The organism is Ureibacillus thermophilus (assembly GCF_004331915.1).
Lineage (GTDB): Bacteria > Bacillota > Bacilli > Bacillales_A > Planococcaceae > Ureibacillus > Ureibacillus thermophilus.
In genome coordinates, this window is the sequence record NZ_CP036528.1 from 1,920,346 (window position 1) to 1,936,637 (window position 16,292).

Below are 16,292 nucleotides of genomic sequence, written 5' to 3' on the forward strand. Positions count from 1 at the left end.
ATGACACAACACACTTAGAAAAGTGGGTGTTGTGTTTTTTTTATTAAAAAAGCTTAGAAGCTGAAAAATCAACTTCTAAGCCTTTTTCTTAGTCATGGTGAAGCTCTGTAATGATTTCTGGATTTTTCTCAATTTCATGAAGCTTTTTAAATGATGCGATGGATACTTCCACCATATCGTCTTCCGGTTCCTTTGTCGTTAATAATTGAAGCCATAATCCAGGATAGCCTAAATAGCAAAGCACCGGAACATCTCTTAAAGAATTGGTAAATTGCAGCACTTCATAAGAAACGCCGATGACAACCGGAATCAGCAAAATGCGAATGACGACGCGGAACCATAATGGGTCAACCGGGAAGAATAAATAAATGAACATTCCGATGATGACCGTAAACAAGATAAAGCTGGAGCCGCAACGGTAATGCAATCTGGATTGTTTTTGAACGTTTTCAACGGTCAATTCAAGGCCGTTTTCGTAGCAATTAATCACTTTATGTTCTGCGCCGTGGTATTGGAACACTCGGCGAATAATTGGAGTCAATGAGATTAAATATAAATAAACAAGAAGCAAAACAAGTTTAAAGCCTGTTTCTAAAAAGATTTGCGGGTATTTTCCAGTAACCCATGGCGAAAATAATTCCGCAAGAAATACCGGAACGAGCGTAAAGACAAATTTTCCAAACAGAAAGGAAAGGACGCCGACAATAGCCACACCAAAAATCATTTCCAGTTTCGATAACTCTGCGCCTTCTTGTTCTTCCCCCGGATCTACGTCATAGCGTTCGCTTGCAAATTGTAAATGTTTTGAACCAATTCCTGCCGATTCAATGATGGCAATATTGCCTCGTATAAAAGGAATTTTTTTCAACTTCTGCATCCAAGGTTTTGTTTCTTTTTTCGCATAGTAATATTCGATGGATTGATCGTTTCGGCGAATGGCAGAAACGGTATGTTCTTTTCCCCCAAACATGACACCTTCCAAAAGTGCCTGTCCTCCATATATAGGTGTTTGATTGCTCAATGCTGACACCACTCTCTAACAAAATTTCATTCTACTAACTTTTTCATTTTACTAAATTTTCTTCAAAAGTACTACGGTTACGCATAGGAAAATTCCATAATGGAAAAAATATATAAAAAAAGGAGTGGGAATTATGTTGTATTTGGCCTTCATTACTAGTTTGTTCGGTTCCATTTTTCTTACAGCGAGTATAAAAATGCTATCCGTATTCCATTTCATAGACTGGAATCCTATTGGGTTTGCAAAAAAGTATTATCTGTTTGAAGAAAGCCACCCCTTTATTAGTTGGCTGTTTTTGGCCGTCGTAATTTTTCTGATCAATTTTATTATTTACTTAATCATGCAATATGTTCATCAAGTGCCTGCATTTATCACTTCCTTAGTTATTGGAGGGTTGATTGCTGTCATTGCAGAATGGTTCATCTATGATTTGCCTGCCGAATTATACTCTTTTAAAAAACTATCAATTCCTTTTATTGTCATGGTGGTTATCACCGCAAGATTTATTTTTGAAACGGCTTCCTTCCATTATCAAGCGCAACTGGAACGAAATAGGTTGCCGTACAAGGAGTCTGTGATAAAATAAAAATGGAATTTTCTTAAAAAAAGGGGACTTGTGCATGAAATTATTAGTGTTGAACGGGCCGAATTTGAATCGGCTGGGCAAACGGGAGCCTGAAATTTACGGAACGGAAACGCTGGAAGATGTAAAAGAACGATGTGTTGCCTTGGCGAAAGAATTCAACGCAGAGATTGAATTTAAACAGTCCAATCATGAAGGGGAGTTAATTGATTGGATTCATGAGGCGGAAGATGTTGGAATCGATGGCATCGTTTTTAATCCGGGAGCCTATACGCATACAAGCATTGCCTTAAAAGACGCCATTGCAAGCGTAAAGGTCCCGGTTATTGAAGTTCATATTTCCAATATACATAAAAGGGAAGAATTTCGTCATAAATCCCTTCTTGCAGCCGAATGTATCGGACAAATTTGTGGGTTAGGAACTTTTGGATATGAATTGGCATTGCGCAAGTTTTTACAAGATAAGGAAGGAACAATAGGATGAAAAGAATTGAAAAATTAAGAAAAGAATTAGAAAGCCGTCAAGTGGATGCAATGCTTATTACAAATCCGTACAACCGCCGTTATATGACAGGGTTTACTGGAACAAGCGGGGCAGCCGTTGTATCCAAAAACGATGCGGTATTCATTACGGATTTTCGCTATACAGAACAGGCAAAAAAACAAGTGAAAGACTTTCGCATTATTCAGCAGGAATCTTCCATACTAAAGGAAGTAGCGAAAATTGCAGATGAATGGAAAATCAAAACTTTAGGTTTTGAAAAAGATACAATGACTTACGGAGAATTTGAATCCTATGAAAAAGTATTAAATGTGGAACTTGTCCCATTATCCGGTGTAATTGAAAAAATTCGCTTGATTAAGACCGATGAAGAGATTAAGATTATAAAGGTTGCATGTGAAATTGCTGATGCTGCATTTTCACACATTTTAAACTTTATTAAACCTGGCGTAACTGAGCTAGAAGTATCGAATGAGCTGGAATTTTTCATGCGCAAGCAAGGTGCATCGTCTTCTTCCTTCGATACCATTGTGGCAAGTGGTCTACGAAGCGCATTGCCTCACGGTGTTGCCACAGATAAAGTGATCGAAAAAGGCGATTTTGTCACCCTCGATTTCGGTGCAATATATAACGGCTATGTTTCCGACATGACGCGAACAATTGCCGTTGGACAGCCAAGTGCAAAATTGGTTGAAATGTATAACGTGGTGTTAGAAGCCCAATTGTTGGCTATTGAAAAAATCAAACCGGGCATGAAAGGCATCGAAGCGGACAAAATTGCAAGGGATTATTTGGCAGAAAGAGGCTATGGTGAGGCTTTCGGCCATTCTACAGGTCATGGAATAGGTTTAGAAGTCCATGAAGGTCCGAACTTGTCTTACCGTTCCGAGCAAGTTTTAGAGCCGAATATGGTAGTGACGGTCGAACCGGGCGTTTACTTGCCGGGTATTGGTGGAGTAAGAATTGAAGACGATATTGTCATTACGGAAACTGGCAATGAAAGATTGACTCATTCGCCGAAAGAATTAATTATCTTATAATGATGGAGGAATATTGATGATTTCAGTGAACGATTTTCGCACAGGGTTAACAATCATTGTTGATGGAGAATTATATCGTGTACTTGACTTCCAACACGTAAAACCTGGTAAAGGTGCAGCTTTTGTCCGCTCCAAATTGCGCAACTTGCGCAACGGGAACGTTGTAGAAAAAACGTTCCGCGCTGGTGAAAAAGTGGAAAAAGCGATGATTGAAAACCGCAAAATGCAATATTTATATGCACAAGGCGAATCTCATGTTTTCATGGACATGGAATCTTATGAACAAATCGAATTAAATGCGAACCAAATCGACTATGAGTTGAAATTCTTAAAAGAAAATATGGAAGTTTACATCATGACTTATCAAGGCGAAATGCTTGGGGTTGAACTTCCAAACACAGTAGAATTAAAAGTGGTTGAAACAGAACCAGGCATTAAAGGAGATACAGCTTCAGGCGGTTCAAAACCTGCTACTCTTGAAACTGGTCTTGTGGTGCAAGTGCCATTCTTCGTTAACGAAGGCGATATATTAGTGATCAACACTTCTGATGGCTCTTATGTATCTCGTGCCAACTAATGGAATGCAATGTTCAAGGACGCGCTCTTTGCGTCCTTTTTTTATTGGGGATGAAAGATTTTGTGGACGTGAAAAGCACGTCCATTTTTTTTAGGTTCTTGGTCTATTTAATTGAACAAGCTCATATATTGCTTTCACAAGGAGGAGTCAAATGGAATTACAGGACGTATTAAGGGTGGCAGGAGTAGGACTAATCATAGCACTGCTGCACGTCTTTTTCGATCAAGTAGGGAAGAAGGAATTTACGTTCTATATATTCTTCATCGCATATTTATATATGGCTGCAGAACTGATCAGATTCTTACGGCTTTTTTTCGGCGAAATAATGTTATTTTTCCAGTGGCTGACGAATTAAGCGATGACGATTTTAGTGTATGCCGTAATTTTACTACTGATTTTAATACTGATTAAAGAAACGGTTCCAAAACTTTATTCACTCATTGCCATCATTTTCTTCTTTATTATATTGCATTTTCTTATATCCCAATCTGTACTTCCATTAATTGGACAAATCCTCTCCTATGTAAATTCAGTGCCCTATGTTCCTCAACTCGTCTATTCAGCTCTGTTCTATCAATTAGGGATATTTTTTAAAATGCTCTTCGAAGAACGGGAGCATGAGACGATGGGGGAATTTGTGATGTTTTCGGTCCGGATCGTATTGCTCACTTATTGGGTTAATGAATTTGCAAAAGTGCTGTCAAGCTTTACCTCAATATTAGATAAGCTTCAATAAGGGGCTTTCACATGGATGAACTATTAAATATTTTTCTCGATCCATTAAAAATTGCAGGCAAATCGATCATATTGGTCCTCACCTATTCCATATTGTTTCTCACTTTGGAAGCCTTTGTACCGCAATTTAAAAAATGGGGAGATACTTTATTCATTGTTGTCCTCGTGTTGACACTTGGACAAACTGTAATGGAAGCGTTCAGTTTAATGGGAGATATTGTGAATATTGCGAGTGACTTCTTTTTATCTATCACTCCAATCTTAATGTCGATTATCGTTGTGTTAAATGCAGTGTTTTCCTTTATTGCTTGGAGCCCGATTGTCATTGCCATTTTTGAATTTTTGATATTGCTTTGCCAAAAGGTATTGCTTCCGGGAATTGTAATCGCCATGTTGCTTGACTTTTGTACAAGATTTATTGGGGAAATGTCCTTCTCAAAAGCTTCGGATTTAATCCGCGGCACGGTAATGACGCTAATTACCGCATCGCTTCTATTGTTAGTTGCCTTTTTATCCTTTGCGGGAGTGGCCTTTTTTACGGTGGATAAAGCCATTGCAAGCCCTGTAAAAAAGGTGATTGAACAGACAATTCCGATTGTTGGTTCATTAATAGTGGAAGGATTTTCAATATTCCAAAAATACCAATCGGCAGCAACTACTTTTGCAGGATTCAGCGCTATGACCGCCTTTTGGATGGCTGCTTTTTATCCTGCTGGAAAGCTTTTGATTCACGCCATGACTTTTAAAATTTTGGCTGCCATTGTAGAGCCATTTTCAGGAGGAACGATCAGTGGGTTTCTTGATGATATTGGAAAGTCGCTGCTCATCTTGTGTGCATCCGCCATTTTGTTGGGGATTGCCTTCGTCTTCATGTGGCTCATCTTTATGATTATCTTGCAGCTAGGGGTGGGGAAAAGTTTTTGATCAAATTAATCGCCATTATATTAATTGGAAAATGTTTGCTGCTGCTCGCTGGTGAAAGTGAGATTATGGTTTATGTCAAACTAGCAACCTTTTTAATCGTCATCACCACTTTGTTAGATTTTCTAAATCTATAAAGCATAGAGCTTGTACTTTCTTCATACAATGTTTTGAACATTAGGGAAAGGGGGCGCTAAGAACGTGAGGTGGAAAAGAAATGGACAAAGTTAAACTTCTTAATCATTCCGATTGCAGTTCTAGCGTTCATTCTGTACATTTCATCAACAAGTGATTCTGCCAGCGGGTTTGAAACTCTTTCGCCTGAAGGTAGACTTGAACAAGCTTTAAGTGAAATAGAAGGTGTTGGAAAAGTAAAGGTTTACTTTCATTATGATGAAAACCCATCGAAATCCAATGAGACATTAAGCAACTATTTCCGCTCAACCAATCAAACCACTACTATATCAGGATTGCTCATCGTTTCGGAAGGGGCCAAAAATCCAGCAATTCAAAGGCAGCTTCTTGAAACGGTCAGCAAAGTCATGCAAATGCCTGCTCATCGAATTATGATTGTACCGATGGAAAGTAAAGGAGATGAACAATGAAGGTTAAAAGAAGAACAGTATGGCTATTAACATTATTAAGTTTAGCGGCTGTGATTTCAGTGTATTATGTATTTGAACCAAATCGCAATGTGAATTTAATGACTATCTTTACGGATGGAACACTTGAAGAAACAACATTGACAAGCGTTGATAAAGAAGAAACAACAACGACTACTGTATCAGAAAGCCATTTATTTGAGGATTTGAGAATGGAAATTGCTAATGAACGAAGCCAATTAAGAGAGCAGTTGACACAAAAAATTGCATCCGATGATTTAAGTACAGAGGAAAAGAATGAAGCTTTTAATGAAATGAATGAGCTCATTAAGAAAGAATCAGCAGAAGCAATGCTGGAAATGCTTATTGAATCCTTAGGCTATTCCGATGCATTAGTCCATGTTCAGGATGATAAAGTGACAGTAACAGTGTTATCAGATGAAATTTCAAAATCTCAAGCAGATGAAATTATTTATCTTGTTCGCCAAAAAGTAGAAGATATTAGTAATGTGACAGTAAGTGTTCAATCAAATTATTATTAAAATAATAATATTGATGAAAAGTATGTTCTATAACAGAAGGCGCGCAGTGCTTCGTTTACGCAACGAATGCACTGTTTTTTGCGCGTTTTATAGAAAAATTAAAAATATTGTTTCAAATTTTGTCGAAAGGATATAAAATGTTTATTGTACTGAAAAAAAAGAAGGGGTGTCTATCTTGTTTAAAGTACAAGAACTTCGTGAGATTATTAAACTCGTTGACTCATCATCTCTTGACGAATTTGTTTATGAAGTAGATGGTGCAAAATTGAAATTAAAGAAAAATAAAGGTGTTGTGACAGAAGTTATTACTCCACAAGCACCGGCTGTTGTACAACAAGCTCAGCCACAAGCAGCACCACAACCAAAAGAAGAACCAAAAGCTGAACCAAAAGTGGAAGTAAAACAAGAAGAAAAAGCAGCTGCTCCAGCTGAAAAATCAAGCAAATTAGATGATCCTACACTATATAAAATTACATCTCCAATGGTAGGAACATTCTATCGTGCTCCATCTCCAGATTCACCTCCATATGTACAAGTAGGTGACAAAGTAGAGCCAGATACAGTGGTTTGTATCGTTGAAGCAATGAAACTATTCAACGAAATCGAAGCAGAAGTAAAAGGCGAAATCGTTGAAATCCTTGTAGAAAACGAACAACTTGTTGAATTTGGACAACCACTATTCCTAGTGAAACCTACAGAGTAATGTAAGGGGTGCCTACCTAAATGTTAAAAAAAGTATTAATCGCTAACCGTGGCGAGATTGCGGTTCGAGTTATTCGCGCTTGTAAAGAATTAGGAATTCAAACAGTAGCTGTTTATTCTGAAGCTGACCGGGATGCTTTGCACGTAAAACTTGCGGATGAAGCATACTGCATTGGTCCAAAATTATCAAAAGATTCCTACTTGAGTTTTCCAGCTGTATTAAGTGTTGCTGAAAAAACAGGTGCTGATGGAATCCATCCGGGTTATGGATTCCTTGCTGAAAATGCTGACTTTGCGGAAGCATGTGAAAATGCGGGAATTAAATTCATTGGACCTTCTTCTAAATCCATTCACATCATGGGTATAAAAGACGTTGCCCGAGCGGAAATGCAAAAAGCTGGAGTGCCTCTTGTTCCTGGTACAGGCATTGTTCCTGATATTGAAACAGGTAAAAAATGGGCAGCTGAAATAGGCTATCCAGTCATCATTAAAGCAACTGCTGGCGGTGGCGGTAAAGGTATCCGTGTTGCTCGTACGGAAGAAGAATTAGTAAAAGGTATTGAAATTACTCAAAAAGAAGCTCAAGCAGCTTTCGGAAATCCTGGTGTATATTTGGAAAAATACATCGAGTTCTTCCGTCACTGCGAAATCCAAGTATTGGCAGATGCGTATGGAAATGTAATCCATTTAGGAGAACGTGACTGTACAGTACAACGCCGTATGCAAAAATTAGTAGAGGAAGCTCCATCTCCTGCCCTTTCACCAGAAAGACGTGCTGAGATGGGTGAAGCGGCAGTAAAAGCGGCAAAAGCTTGCGGCTATGAAGGTGCTGGTACAATCGAATTTATTTACGATTATAAAGAGGACAAGTTCTACTTCATGGAAATGAATACGCGTATCCAAGTAGAACACCCAGTTACTGAAATGGTTACTGGCATCGATCTAGTAAAACAACAATTATTAATTGCTTCTGGCGAAAAATTAACAATTAAACAAGAAGATATTCAATTAAAAGGATGGGCAATTGAATGCCGCATCAATGCAGAAAACGCATACAAAAACTTTATGCCAGCTGCTGGTACAGTTGAAACATATATTACACCTGGCGGCCCTGGAGTGCGCATTGACTCTGCGGTGTATCCTGGCTACACAATCCCGCCATACTACGATTCCATGGTGGCAAAATTAATTGTCCATGCGGATACTCGTGAAGAAGCAATTGCCCGCATGAAACGTGCATTAAGCGAATTTGTTGTGGAAGGACCTGGTATCCATACAACAATTCCTTTCCATTTAGCATTAATGGATAACGAAGTGTTTAAATCAGGAAAATTCAATACGAAATTCCTTGAAGAAAACGATGTGCTTAATGTGAAAAAAGAAACAATGAAAAACTGATGGTAATAGAAGAGTCTTCCTAAGGGAGGCTCTTTTTTTTTGCAAATAAACAGGAAATTCTAGAAATTACTAAAACTATGTCATCAACGATTGCAGTTAGAATATTTGCTCCATCATTCTCCATAATCTAAAATGGATTTGCTAGTAGATTATAAGCGCAATCAGAAATTTTCCTTTATTGGAAAAATATTAGTCAAAAGAATTGGATAAGTTTATACTTTTGTTATGCATAGAAAGGAAGTGGAATAGATGTCTCCAAAATTTTCCGTCCTTGATTTGGCTCCTGTTTTGGAAGGTGAGACTCCGGCGGATGCTTTTCGCCACAGCCGGGATTTAATACAAGTAGCAGAAAAATGTGGATATTATCGGTATTGGGTGGCAGAACATCATAATATGGAGGGCATTGCCAGTTCCGCCACAGCGGTTCTCATTTGCTACTTGGCGGGGGCAACGAATAAAATCCGCGTCGGTGCAGGAGGTATCATGCTTCCTAACCATTCACCTTTAGTTGTTGCGGAACAATTTGGAACATTGGAATCCATGTTCCCGGGAAGAATCGATTTAGGATTGGGCCGGGCTCCTGGAACGGATATGTTGACTGCAAGAGCGTTAAGACGGGATGAAGCGGGCGCCTATCAATTTGATCAATTGGTGGATGAATTGATGAGCTATTTTGAAGATGAAGAGCGGGCAGTGATTGCCGTGCCGGGCAAAGGCTTAAACATCCCTATTTGGCTGTTGGGTTCCAGTTTATACAGTGCAAGACTTGCCGGCATTTTAGGGTTGCCTTTTGCTTTTGCCAGCCACTTTGCACCAGACTTATTAGATGATGCCATTGATTGCTACCATCGCCATTTTACACCTTCAGAATATTTACAATCCCCTTATACGATGGTCAGCATCAATGCCATTGTAGGAGAAACGGATGAAGAAGGGGAATTTTTGGCAAGCACCCTCTATCAGCAATTTTTGCGAATGATTCGGGGTAAAAAAGGGAAAACGCCTCCTCCTGCCAATATGGAATTATTATGGAATGATTATGAGAAACAACAAGTGATGCACACATTGAAATATACCTTTGCTGGTTCAAAAGAAACCGTTTTTCGCAAAATTATGGACTTTTGTTCCGAAAGAAACAAACCGATTGATGAAATTATGGTGAACTGTCCAATCTTTGACCAGAAGAAAAGACAGCAATCTTTAGAATACCTTGCCCAAGTTTTCAAGGAACATTCATAGAAACTTCTATGAATTCCTTTGTTTCTGTACAGGTATGTGAAAAAATTTTGTATAATAATAAACACAATGGTTTTAGTGCCAGTTTTGAAAAGAAAAGAGAGGATGAAAGAGATGGCTGAGAAGTCTGGAAAAGCGTTTGTACAACCTGCTCCTTCCGGAAAAGAAGAACTTGGAACAATCGAAGTGGCCCCTGAAGTAATTGAAGTGATTGCAGGGATTGCCACCAATGAAGTTGAAGGGGTTGCATCGACTCGCGGCAATTTTGCTTCTGGCGTTGCGGAGCGTTTCGGCAAAAAAGTGCATTCCAAAGGTGTGAAAGCGGCGATTACGGATGAAGGCGAAATCATTATCGACGTTTATTGTACGGTAAAATTCGGCTATTCGATTCCAAAAGTGGCAAAAGACATTCAAACAGCGATTCGACAAGCGATTTATAATATGACTTCCATCGAAACAAGCGAAGTCAACGTCCATATTACAGCGATTCAATTTGAAACAAATGCTGAAGAGGAATCTTCCATATAAAAATAAATTTCAAACAACATCAAGGATGACCTTTTCTGGAATCCTTTGATGTTTTTTATTTTTTCTTTTCCGAAAAGGAATATGAAAAATCATCGAGAATAAAATACATAAATCTAAAGGAAATGGCGGAAGGAGAAACTTTATGGAGAACTATATTTTGGCTCTTGACCAGGGGACGACGAGCACAAGGGCGATTTTATTTAATCAAAAGGGGAAAGTTGTCCATATTGCTCAACAGGAATTCAAACAATATTTTCCGAAAACTGGATGGGTGGAACATGATGCGAATGAAATTTGGAGTTCTGTCCTGGCTGTTATTGCGCAAGTTTTAACGGAAAAAAACATCCAGCCTGAACAAATCGCTGCCATCGGAATTACTAATCAAAGGGAAACAACCGTTGTATGGGATCAAAAGAGCGGCAATCCGATCTACAATGCCATCGTTTGGCAATCAAGACAAACAGCTGAAATTTGCGATAAGTTGAAGGAAGATGGGCATGCTGAACTTTTCAGAAACAAAACAGGTTTATTAATAGACCCTTATTTCTCCGGTACGAAAGTGAAATGGATTTTGGATCATGTGGATGGTGCGAGGGAAAAAGCGGAGAAGGGCGAATTATTGTTTGGCACTATTGATACATGGATTATTTGGAAACTGACGGAAGGGGCAGTGCATGTAACGGATTATTCCAATGCTTCCAGAACTTTAATGTACAATATTTATGATTTAAAATGGGATGAGGAATTGCTAGAATTATTAGATGTGCCAATTGCCATGCTTCCTAAAGTGAGGCCATCTTCCGAAATTTATGGTTATGTTTCCAAAAAGAATTTTTTTGGCGTTGAGGTGCCCATTGCCGGCATTGCTGGGGATCAGCAAGCAGCCCTTTTTGGCCAAGCCTGCTTTACACCTGGAATGGTCAAAAATACATACGGTACAGGCTGCTTTATGTTGATGAATACCGGAGATAGAGCAGTAAAATCGAAGCACGGTTTACTGACAACCATCGCATGGGGAATTGATGGAAAAGTGGAATATGCTTTGGAAGGAAGCATTTTTGTAGCGGGTTCTGCCATTCAATGGTTAAGGGACGGACTGCGCATGTTCCAGCATTCCAGCGAAAGCGAAAAATATGCAGAAAGAGTCGATTCGACTGAGGGCGTTTATGTCGTACCAGCTTTCGTCGGACTCGGAACACCGTATTGGGACAGCGATGTGAGAGGTGCTGTTTTCGGGTTGACCCGGGGAACAACGAAAGAGCACTTTATTCGTGCAACACTGGAATCATTGGCTTATCAAACGAAAGATGTGTGCAGCGCCATGGAAACGGATTCAGAAATTCAATTAAAGTCTTTGCGGGTGGATGGCGGAGTGGTAAAAAACAATCTGCTCATGCAGTTCCAGTCCGATATTTTAAATGTGCCTGTTGAGCGGCCATCTGTCAATGAAACAACCGCTTTAGGAGCCGCTTATCTTGCCGGCATTGCTGTTGGTTTCTGGAAAAACAAAGAAGAGATTGAAAAACATTGGAACTTGGAACGCAGATTTGAGCCGACGATGAGCGCAGAAAAACGGGAAGAATTGTATCAAGGCTGGAAAAAAGCAGTCAATGCAGCAAGAAGTTTTAAATAATATCTCTCCAAATGAAGCTCAAACTAATGAGGAAACCATTTGAAAGGAGAGAGATGATGAAAAAGCCGATTCATGAAAGATTGACGGAGAAAAACAACGGGCTTACAAAAGCGCAAGAAGTGCTTTATCAAAGAGATTTTAAACAGGCAAAAGAAACGGCAAAAAATATTGAGCATGAAAACAAAATCAATATGTAATTTGTTTTTTAAGCTCCATTTGTCCAAAAAGACGGATGGAGCTTTCCACTGCTCAATTTAAAATTTTTTATCAATACTAACAGAACTCTTTTTTGTAGTCATGTTATAATAGTAAATGTTGTATTTCTAAGAAATTGTGATTTACTAATGTATTTTTTGAAAACAATAGTTATAATTAGGTACGAATGTTAGAAATGAAGGAGTTATAATATGAAGCGGCACGAAATTCGTGAGAAAGCGTTGCAAGTTTTATTTCAACTTGATAATACAGATTTAACTTTAGAAGAAGCTATCAGCCATATTTTTGAAGAAGATCAGGAATTGAATCCTTTTTTCAAAACGCTTGTCTATGGCGTGGCAAAAAATCTTGAAGAAATTGATGAACGATTGAAACAAAAATTGGAAAATTGGTCTTTATATCGTTTGCCAAAAATCGAAAGAACGATTTTGCGAATGGCATTATATGAACTGAAGTACATGGAAGAAACGCCGCCAGCAGTAGTATTGGATGAAGCCATTGAACTTGCCAAAACTTATGGAGATGAAAAATCCAGCAAATTTGTCAATGGTGTGCTCTCAAAATTTGTTGAACAATAATTTTAATATATATGTTTTTCAATTCTCTGATATTGGGAGGAAATAAGAATGGCTCAACTCATTAATGGGAAAGAAATCGGACAACAAATTCGAAAAGAAATTGCAGAAAAAGTGGCTGAATTGAAGAATAAGGGAGTCACACCAGGGCTTGCGGTCATTTTAGTTGGTGAAGATCCTGCTTCTCAAACATACGTTCGCAACAAACATCGTTCCTGTCAAGAAATCGGAATTTATTCCGAAGTAATTAAATTGCCAGAGAATACAACGGAAGAAGAATTGTTGGAACAAATCCAGACGTTAAATGAGCGCAAGGATATCCATGGAATTTTAGTGCAATTGCCACTTCCAAAACATATTAATGAAGATCACGTGATTGCTGCGATTTCACCGGAAAAGGATGTAGATGGTTTTTCTCCGGTGAGCGTTGGGAAAATGATGCTTGGACAAGATACATTCTTGCCATGCACTCCATTTGGCGTAATGAAGCTATTAGAATATTCCGGAATTGAAATAGCAGGCAAGCATGCGGTCGTTGTAGGTCGCAGCCATATCGTGGGCAAACCAATGGGGCAACTGTTACTGCAAAAAGATGCAACGGTTACATATACCCATTCTAAAACGAAAGATTTGCCTTCCATTACAAAACAAGCAGATATATTAGTGGCGGCAGTTGGACGTCCAAAATTTATTACAAAAGAGCATGTAAAACCGGGAGCTGTTGTGATTGATGTAGGCATCAACCGGGATGAAAACAACAAATTGGTTGGAGATGTGGATTTTGAAGAGGTAGAACCAATTTCTTCCTATATCACACCAGTGCCAGGTGGAGTAGGCCCAATGACGATTACAATGTTATTGTATAATACTGTAAAATCAGCTGAAAAAACTTTAGGCGACAAATAAAGATGAAACAGGTACAATAAATGTGGAAGCTGTTTTTCTAGGAAAACAGCTTTTCTATTGGTTGTAATATTTGTACTATAACAGCCATTTAAAAAGGAGAGATTCTTCATGCCATCTTCTTATTTAACGGTCAAAGCTTTAACAAAATATATTAAGAGAAAATTTGATGCGGATCCCCATTTGCGCGACGTCTATGTGAAAGGTGAATTATCAAACGTGAAAATTCATCCATCCGGCCATATTTACTTCACCTTAAAAGACGATGCTGCTCGAATCAATGCGCTCATGTTCCGCTCTCAAGCAAGCCAATTAAAGTTTAAACCAGAAGATGGCATGCAAGTGTTTATACGTGGAGATGTCAATGTTTACGAGGCTCAAGGTTCTTATCAATTATATGTACTTTCCATGGAACCAGATGGCATTGGAAGCCTTTACATCGCCTTCCAGCAATTAAAAGAAAAATTACATAAAGAAGGTTTATTTGATCCTAGATTCAAGCAGCCGATTCCAAACTTTCCAAAGACAATAGGTGTTTGTACAGCAACTTCTGGTGCAGCCATCCGGGATATTTGCACAACTATTAAAAGAAGATATCCCTTGGCAGAAATCATCATCTACCCGACCCTCGTTCAAGGGGTTGGGGCGGCTGAATCCATTGCCAAAAATATTCAGCTGGCAAATAAGCATGGTCTTTGCGATGTGTTAATTGTCGGCAGGGGCGGAGGATCCATTGAAGACTTATGGGCTTTCAATGAAGAAATCGTAGCAAGAGCCATTTTTGAAAGCCGAATTCCGATTATCAGTGCTGTGGGGCATGAAACCGACACAACGATTGCTGATTTTGTGGCTGATCTCCGCGCCCCGACGCCAACTGCTGCAGCAGAACTTGCTGTACCGAACATTCAAGAGTTGTATCAACGGATTTTAAGCATTCAATCCCAGATGCATCAAATGGTTAGAAGCAGGCTGATTTATGAAAGAAATCGGCTCAAGAAGCTGCAAGAATCTTATCCTTTATCTCATCCTGAGAGATTGTACCGCCCTTTTACGGAGCGGCTCATTCAGGCGGATATGAATTTGCAGAGAGCAAGCCAAATGTACTTGATGAAAAAGAGAAATGAATTGTCACAATTGGATGGCGCATTAAAAATTCATTCTCCTTTAAATTCCATTGTCTATTATAAAAAACAAGTGGAACAACTATCGAATATGTTATCCCGGTCAGCTTTTCAACTGCTGAATCGAAAAAAAGACCATTATTTATATGCCATTCGAACCTTGCAAGCTCTAAATCCATTGACAATCATGGAGAGAGGCTTTAGCGTTACATATAAAGATGGTATGGTCGTTAAATCAATATCTCAAGTGAAGAAGCAAGATGAAGTTTCCGTTCAGTTCCATGATGGCTTTGTGGAAGCCAAAGTAATTGAAATTCGAGAAAAAGTTGGTGAAAATGATGACTAAACATACTTTTGCCGAGGCAATGATTGAATTAGAAGAGATTGTGCGAAGATTAGAACAGGGAGATGTTCCGTTAGAGGAAGCCATTGATTTGTATAAAAAAGGAATGGAACTATCGAAATTTTGCCACGAAAAACTGCAGCATGCAGAAGAACAATTGATTTCAATTGTCAATGAAAACGGCGAGAAAAAGCCTTTTGAACCAACTAATGGAGAGGAATAAACGAATGAGCAATCGATTAAAGCAATTTATCAACGAACATCTTGAAGCGATTAACCGGGAGATTGTTGACCAAGTGGAGCGGCTCCATGCACCGCAAGCATTGAAAGATTCAATGTTATACTCGTTAAAAGCAGGAGGAAAACGAATCCGCCCACTTTTTGTCGTTGCGGTTTCAGAAATGTTTCATAATAAACAAAAGGAAGTCTATACAGTCGGGGCTGCTGTGGAAATGATTCATACATATTCCCTGATCCATGACGATTTGCCAAGCATGGATAATGATGAATTGCGCCGCGGCAAACCGACAAACCATGTTGTATTTGGTGAGGCGCTGGCAACCCTTGCAGGAGATGCTTTAAACACATTAGCTTTTGGCGTGTTAGCCAGAATGGAAAATGTCTCCCCAGAGAAAAAAGTGGAGCTCATTAACTTATTAAGCATTGCAAGCGGTGCGGAAGGCATGGTTGGTGGACAAGTGCTAGATTTAGATGGGGAGAATCGAGAGTTGAATTTATCGGAACTGGAGCAAATTCACCGCAATAAAACGGGCGCCATTTTAAGATTCAGCATTGAATCAGGAGCAATATTGTCCGATGCAACTAAAGAAGCAAGAGAAGCGTTAATAGAATATGCCCATCATATTGGAATCGCATTCCAAATTCAAGATGATATTTTAGATGTGGAAGGCACTTCTGAACAATTGGGAAAAACGGCTGGAAAAGACGAAGAAAGCAATAAAAGCACATATCCGGCATTGCTTTCGCTGGATGGAGCAAAACAAAAATTGCAGGAACATTACCAATTCGCATTGAAAGCATTGAATCGTTTATCAGAAGATACAACGCTTTTAAGAGAATTTGCCAACTATATTGTTTCACGAAATCATTAAAT

Annotated in this window: 22 protein-coding genes; 21 read left to right on the forward strand and 1 reads right to left on the reverse strand. The window is 39.0% G+C overall.

Going from position 1 to position 16,292, the window contains the following annotated elements:
- Window positions 1-88: 88 nt before the first annotated feature.
- Entirely contained in the window at window positions 89-1,021 is a 933-nt protein-coding gene (locus DKZ56_RS09470) for a DUF1385 domain-containing protein (protein ID WP_208649768.1), read from the reverse strand.
- Between the two features lie 133 nt (window positions 1,022-1,154).
- Here DKZ56_RS09470 and DKZ56_RS09475 point away from each other — a divergent pair, with 133 nt between their 5' ends.
- From DKZ56_RS09475 to DKZ56_RS09575, 21 genes are all read left to right on the forward strand, one after another.
- Window positions 1,155-1,607 (forward strand): hypothetical protein, encoded by a 453-nt coding sequence (locus DKZ56_RS09475; RefSeq protein ID WP_208649769.1) that lies wholly within the window; start codon window positions 1,155-1,157, stop codon window positions 1,605-1,607.
- Between the two features lie 34 nt (window positions 1,608-1,641).
- The gene (gene aroQ / locus DKZ56_RS09480; protein ID WP_208649770.1) at window positions 1,642-2,088 is read left to right on the forward strand and encodes a type II 3-dehydroquinate dehydratase; all 447 of its coding nucleotides are present in this window, start codon (window positions 1,642-1,644) and stop codon (window positions 2,086-2,088) included.
- Window positions 2,085-3,146 (forward strand): M24 family metallopeptidase, encoded by a 1,062-nt coding sequence (locus tag DKZ56_RS09485; protein ID WP_208649771.1) that lies wholly within the window; start codon window positions 2,085-2,087, stop codon window positions 3,144-3,146. Before aroQ ends, DKZ56_RS09485 begins: the two co-directional genes overlap by 4 nt.
- Before the next feature lie 16 nt (window positions 3,147-3,162).
- The gene (gene efp / locus DKZ56_RS09490; protein ID WP_208649772.1) at window positions 3,163-3,723 is read left to right on the forward strand and encodes an elongation factor P; all 561 of its coding nucleotides are present in this window, start codon (window positions 3,163-3,165) and stop codon (window positions 3,721-3,723) included.
- A 151-nt stretch (window positions 3,724-3,874) separates the two neighbouring features.
- Window positions 3,875-4,078, forward strand: coding sequence for a hypothetical protein (locus tag DKZ56_RS09495; protein ID WP_016837737.1), 204 nt, complete (start codon window positions 3,875-3,877; stop codon window positions 4,076-4,078).
- A 3-nt stretch (window positions 4,079-4,081) separates the two neighbouring features.
- A complete protein-coding gene (locus tag DKZ56_RS09500; protein ID WP_208649773.1) occupies window positions 4,082-4,459 on the forward strand; it encodes a hypothetical protein in 378 nt (125 codons plus the stop codon).
- 11 nt (window positions 4,460-4,470) lie between these two features.
- Window positions 4,471-5,382: a stage III sporulation protein AE gene (locus tag DKZ56_RS09505; protein WP_208649774.1), complete on the forward strand. Its 912-nt coding sequence runs from the start codon at window positions 4,471-4,473 to the stop codon at window positions 5,380-5,382.
- Entirely contained in the window at window positions 5,379-5,516 is a 138-nt protein-coding gene (locus tag DKZ56_RS09510) for a hypothetical protein (RefSeq protein WP_208649775.1), read from the forward strand. The genes DKZ56_RS09505 and DKZ56_RS09510 overlap by 4 nt, the downstream gene beginning before the upstream one ends.
- 69 nt (window positions 5,517-5,585) lie before the next feature.
- Window positions 5,586-5,984 carry a hypothetical protein gene (locus tag DKZ56_RS09515; RefSeq protein ID WP_208649776.1) on the forward strand — a complete coding sequence of 133 codons (399 nt, stop codon included), beginning with the start codon at window positions 5,586-5,588 and terminating at the stop codon, window positions 5,982-5,984.
- Entirely contained in the window at window positions 5,981-6,523 is a 543-nt protein-coding gene (locus tag DKZ56_RS09520) for a SpoIIIAH-like family protein (RefSeq protein ID WP_208649777.1), read from the forward strand. Before DKZ56_RS09515 ends, DKZ56_RS09520 begins: the two co-directional genes overlap by 4 nt.
- A gap of 175 nt (window positions 6,524-6,698) precedes the next feature.
- Window positions 6,699-7,226, forward strand: coding sequence for an acetyl-CoA carboxylase biotin carboxyl carrier protein (accB, locus tag DKZ56_RS09525; protein ID WP_208649778.1), 528 nt, complete (start codon window positions 6,699-6,701; stop codon window positions 7,224-7,226).
- 20 nt (window positions 7,227-7,246) lie between these two features.
- Window positions 7,247-8,623, forward strand: a complete 1,377-nt coding sequence (gene accC, locus DKZ56_RS09530) for an acetyl-CoA carboxylase biotin carboxylase subunit (RefSeq protein WP_208649779.1) — start codon at window positions 7,247-7,249, stop codon at window positions 8,621-8,623.
- A gap of 249 nt (window positions 8,624-8,872) precedes the next feature.
- Entirely contained in the window at window positions 8,873-9,862 is a 990-nt protein-coding gene (locus tag DKZ56_RS09535) for an LLM class flavin-dependent oxidoreductase (RefSeq protein WP_208649780.1), read from the forward strand.
- 111 nt (window positions 9,863-9,973) lie between these two features.
- Window positions 9,974-10,387: an Asp23/Gls24 family envelope stress response protein gene (locus tag DKZ56_RS09540; RefSeq protein WP_208649781.1), complete on the forward strand. Its 414-nt coding sequence runs from the start codon at window positions 9,974-9,976 to the stop codon at window positions 10,385-10,387.
- 142 nt (window positions 10,388-10,529) lie between these two features.
- Window positions 10,530-12,020 (forward strand): glycerol kinase GlpK, encoded by a 1,491-nt coding sequence (gene glpK, locus DKZ56_RS09545; protein WP_208649782.1) that lies wholly within the window; start codon window positions 10,530-10,532, stop codon window positions 12,018-12,020.
- 56 nt (window positions 12,021-12,076) lie between these two features.
- Window positions 12,077-12,217, forward strand: coding sequence for a YfhE family protein (locus DKZ56_RS09550; RefSeq protein ID WP_245989402.1), 141 nt, complete (start codon window positions 12,077-12,079; stop codon window positions 12,215-12,217).
- 210 nt (window positions 12,218-12,427) lie between these two features.
- A complete protein-coding gene (nusB, locus tag DKZ56_RS09555; protein WP_208649783.1) occupies window positions 12,428-12,814 on the forward strand; it encodes a transcription antitermination factor NusB in 387 nt (128 codons plus the stop codon).
- Between the two features lie 48 nt (window positions 12,815-12,862).
- Window positions 12,863-13,717, forward strand: coding sequence for a bifunctional methylenetetrahydrofolate dehydrogenase/methenyltetrahydrofolate cyclohydrolase FolD (gene folD, locus DKZ56_RS09560; protein ID WP_208649784.1), 855 nt, complete (start codon window positions 12,863-12,865; stop codon window positions 13,715-13,717).
- A 108-nt stretch (window positions 13,718-13,825) separates the two neighbouring features.
- On the forward strand, window positions 13,826-15,181 hold the full coding sequence (xseA, locus tag DKZ56_RS09565) for an exodeoxyribonuclease VII large subunit (protein ID WP_208649785.1): 1,356 nt from the start codon (window positions 13,826-13,828) through the stop codon (window positions 15,179-15,181).
- The gene (locus tag DKZ56_RS09570) at window positions 15,174-15,401 is read left to right on the forward strand and encodes an exodeoxyribonuclease VII small subunit (protein WP_208649786.1); all 228 of its coding nucleotides are present in this window, start codon (window positions 15,174-15,176) and stop codon (window positions 15,399-15,401) included. Before xseA ends, DKZ56_RS09570 begins: the two co-directional genes overlap by 8 nt.
- Window positions 15,402-15,405: 4 nt before the next feature.
- Entirely contained in the window at window positions 15,406-16,290 is an 885-nt protein-coding gene (locus DKZ56_RS09575; RefSeq protein ID WP_208649787.1) for a polyprenyl synthetase family protein, read from the forward strand.
- Window positions 16,291-16,292 lie beyond the last annotated feature (2 nt).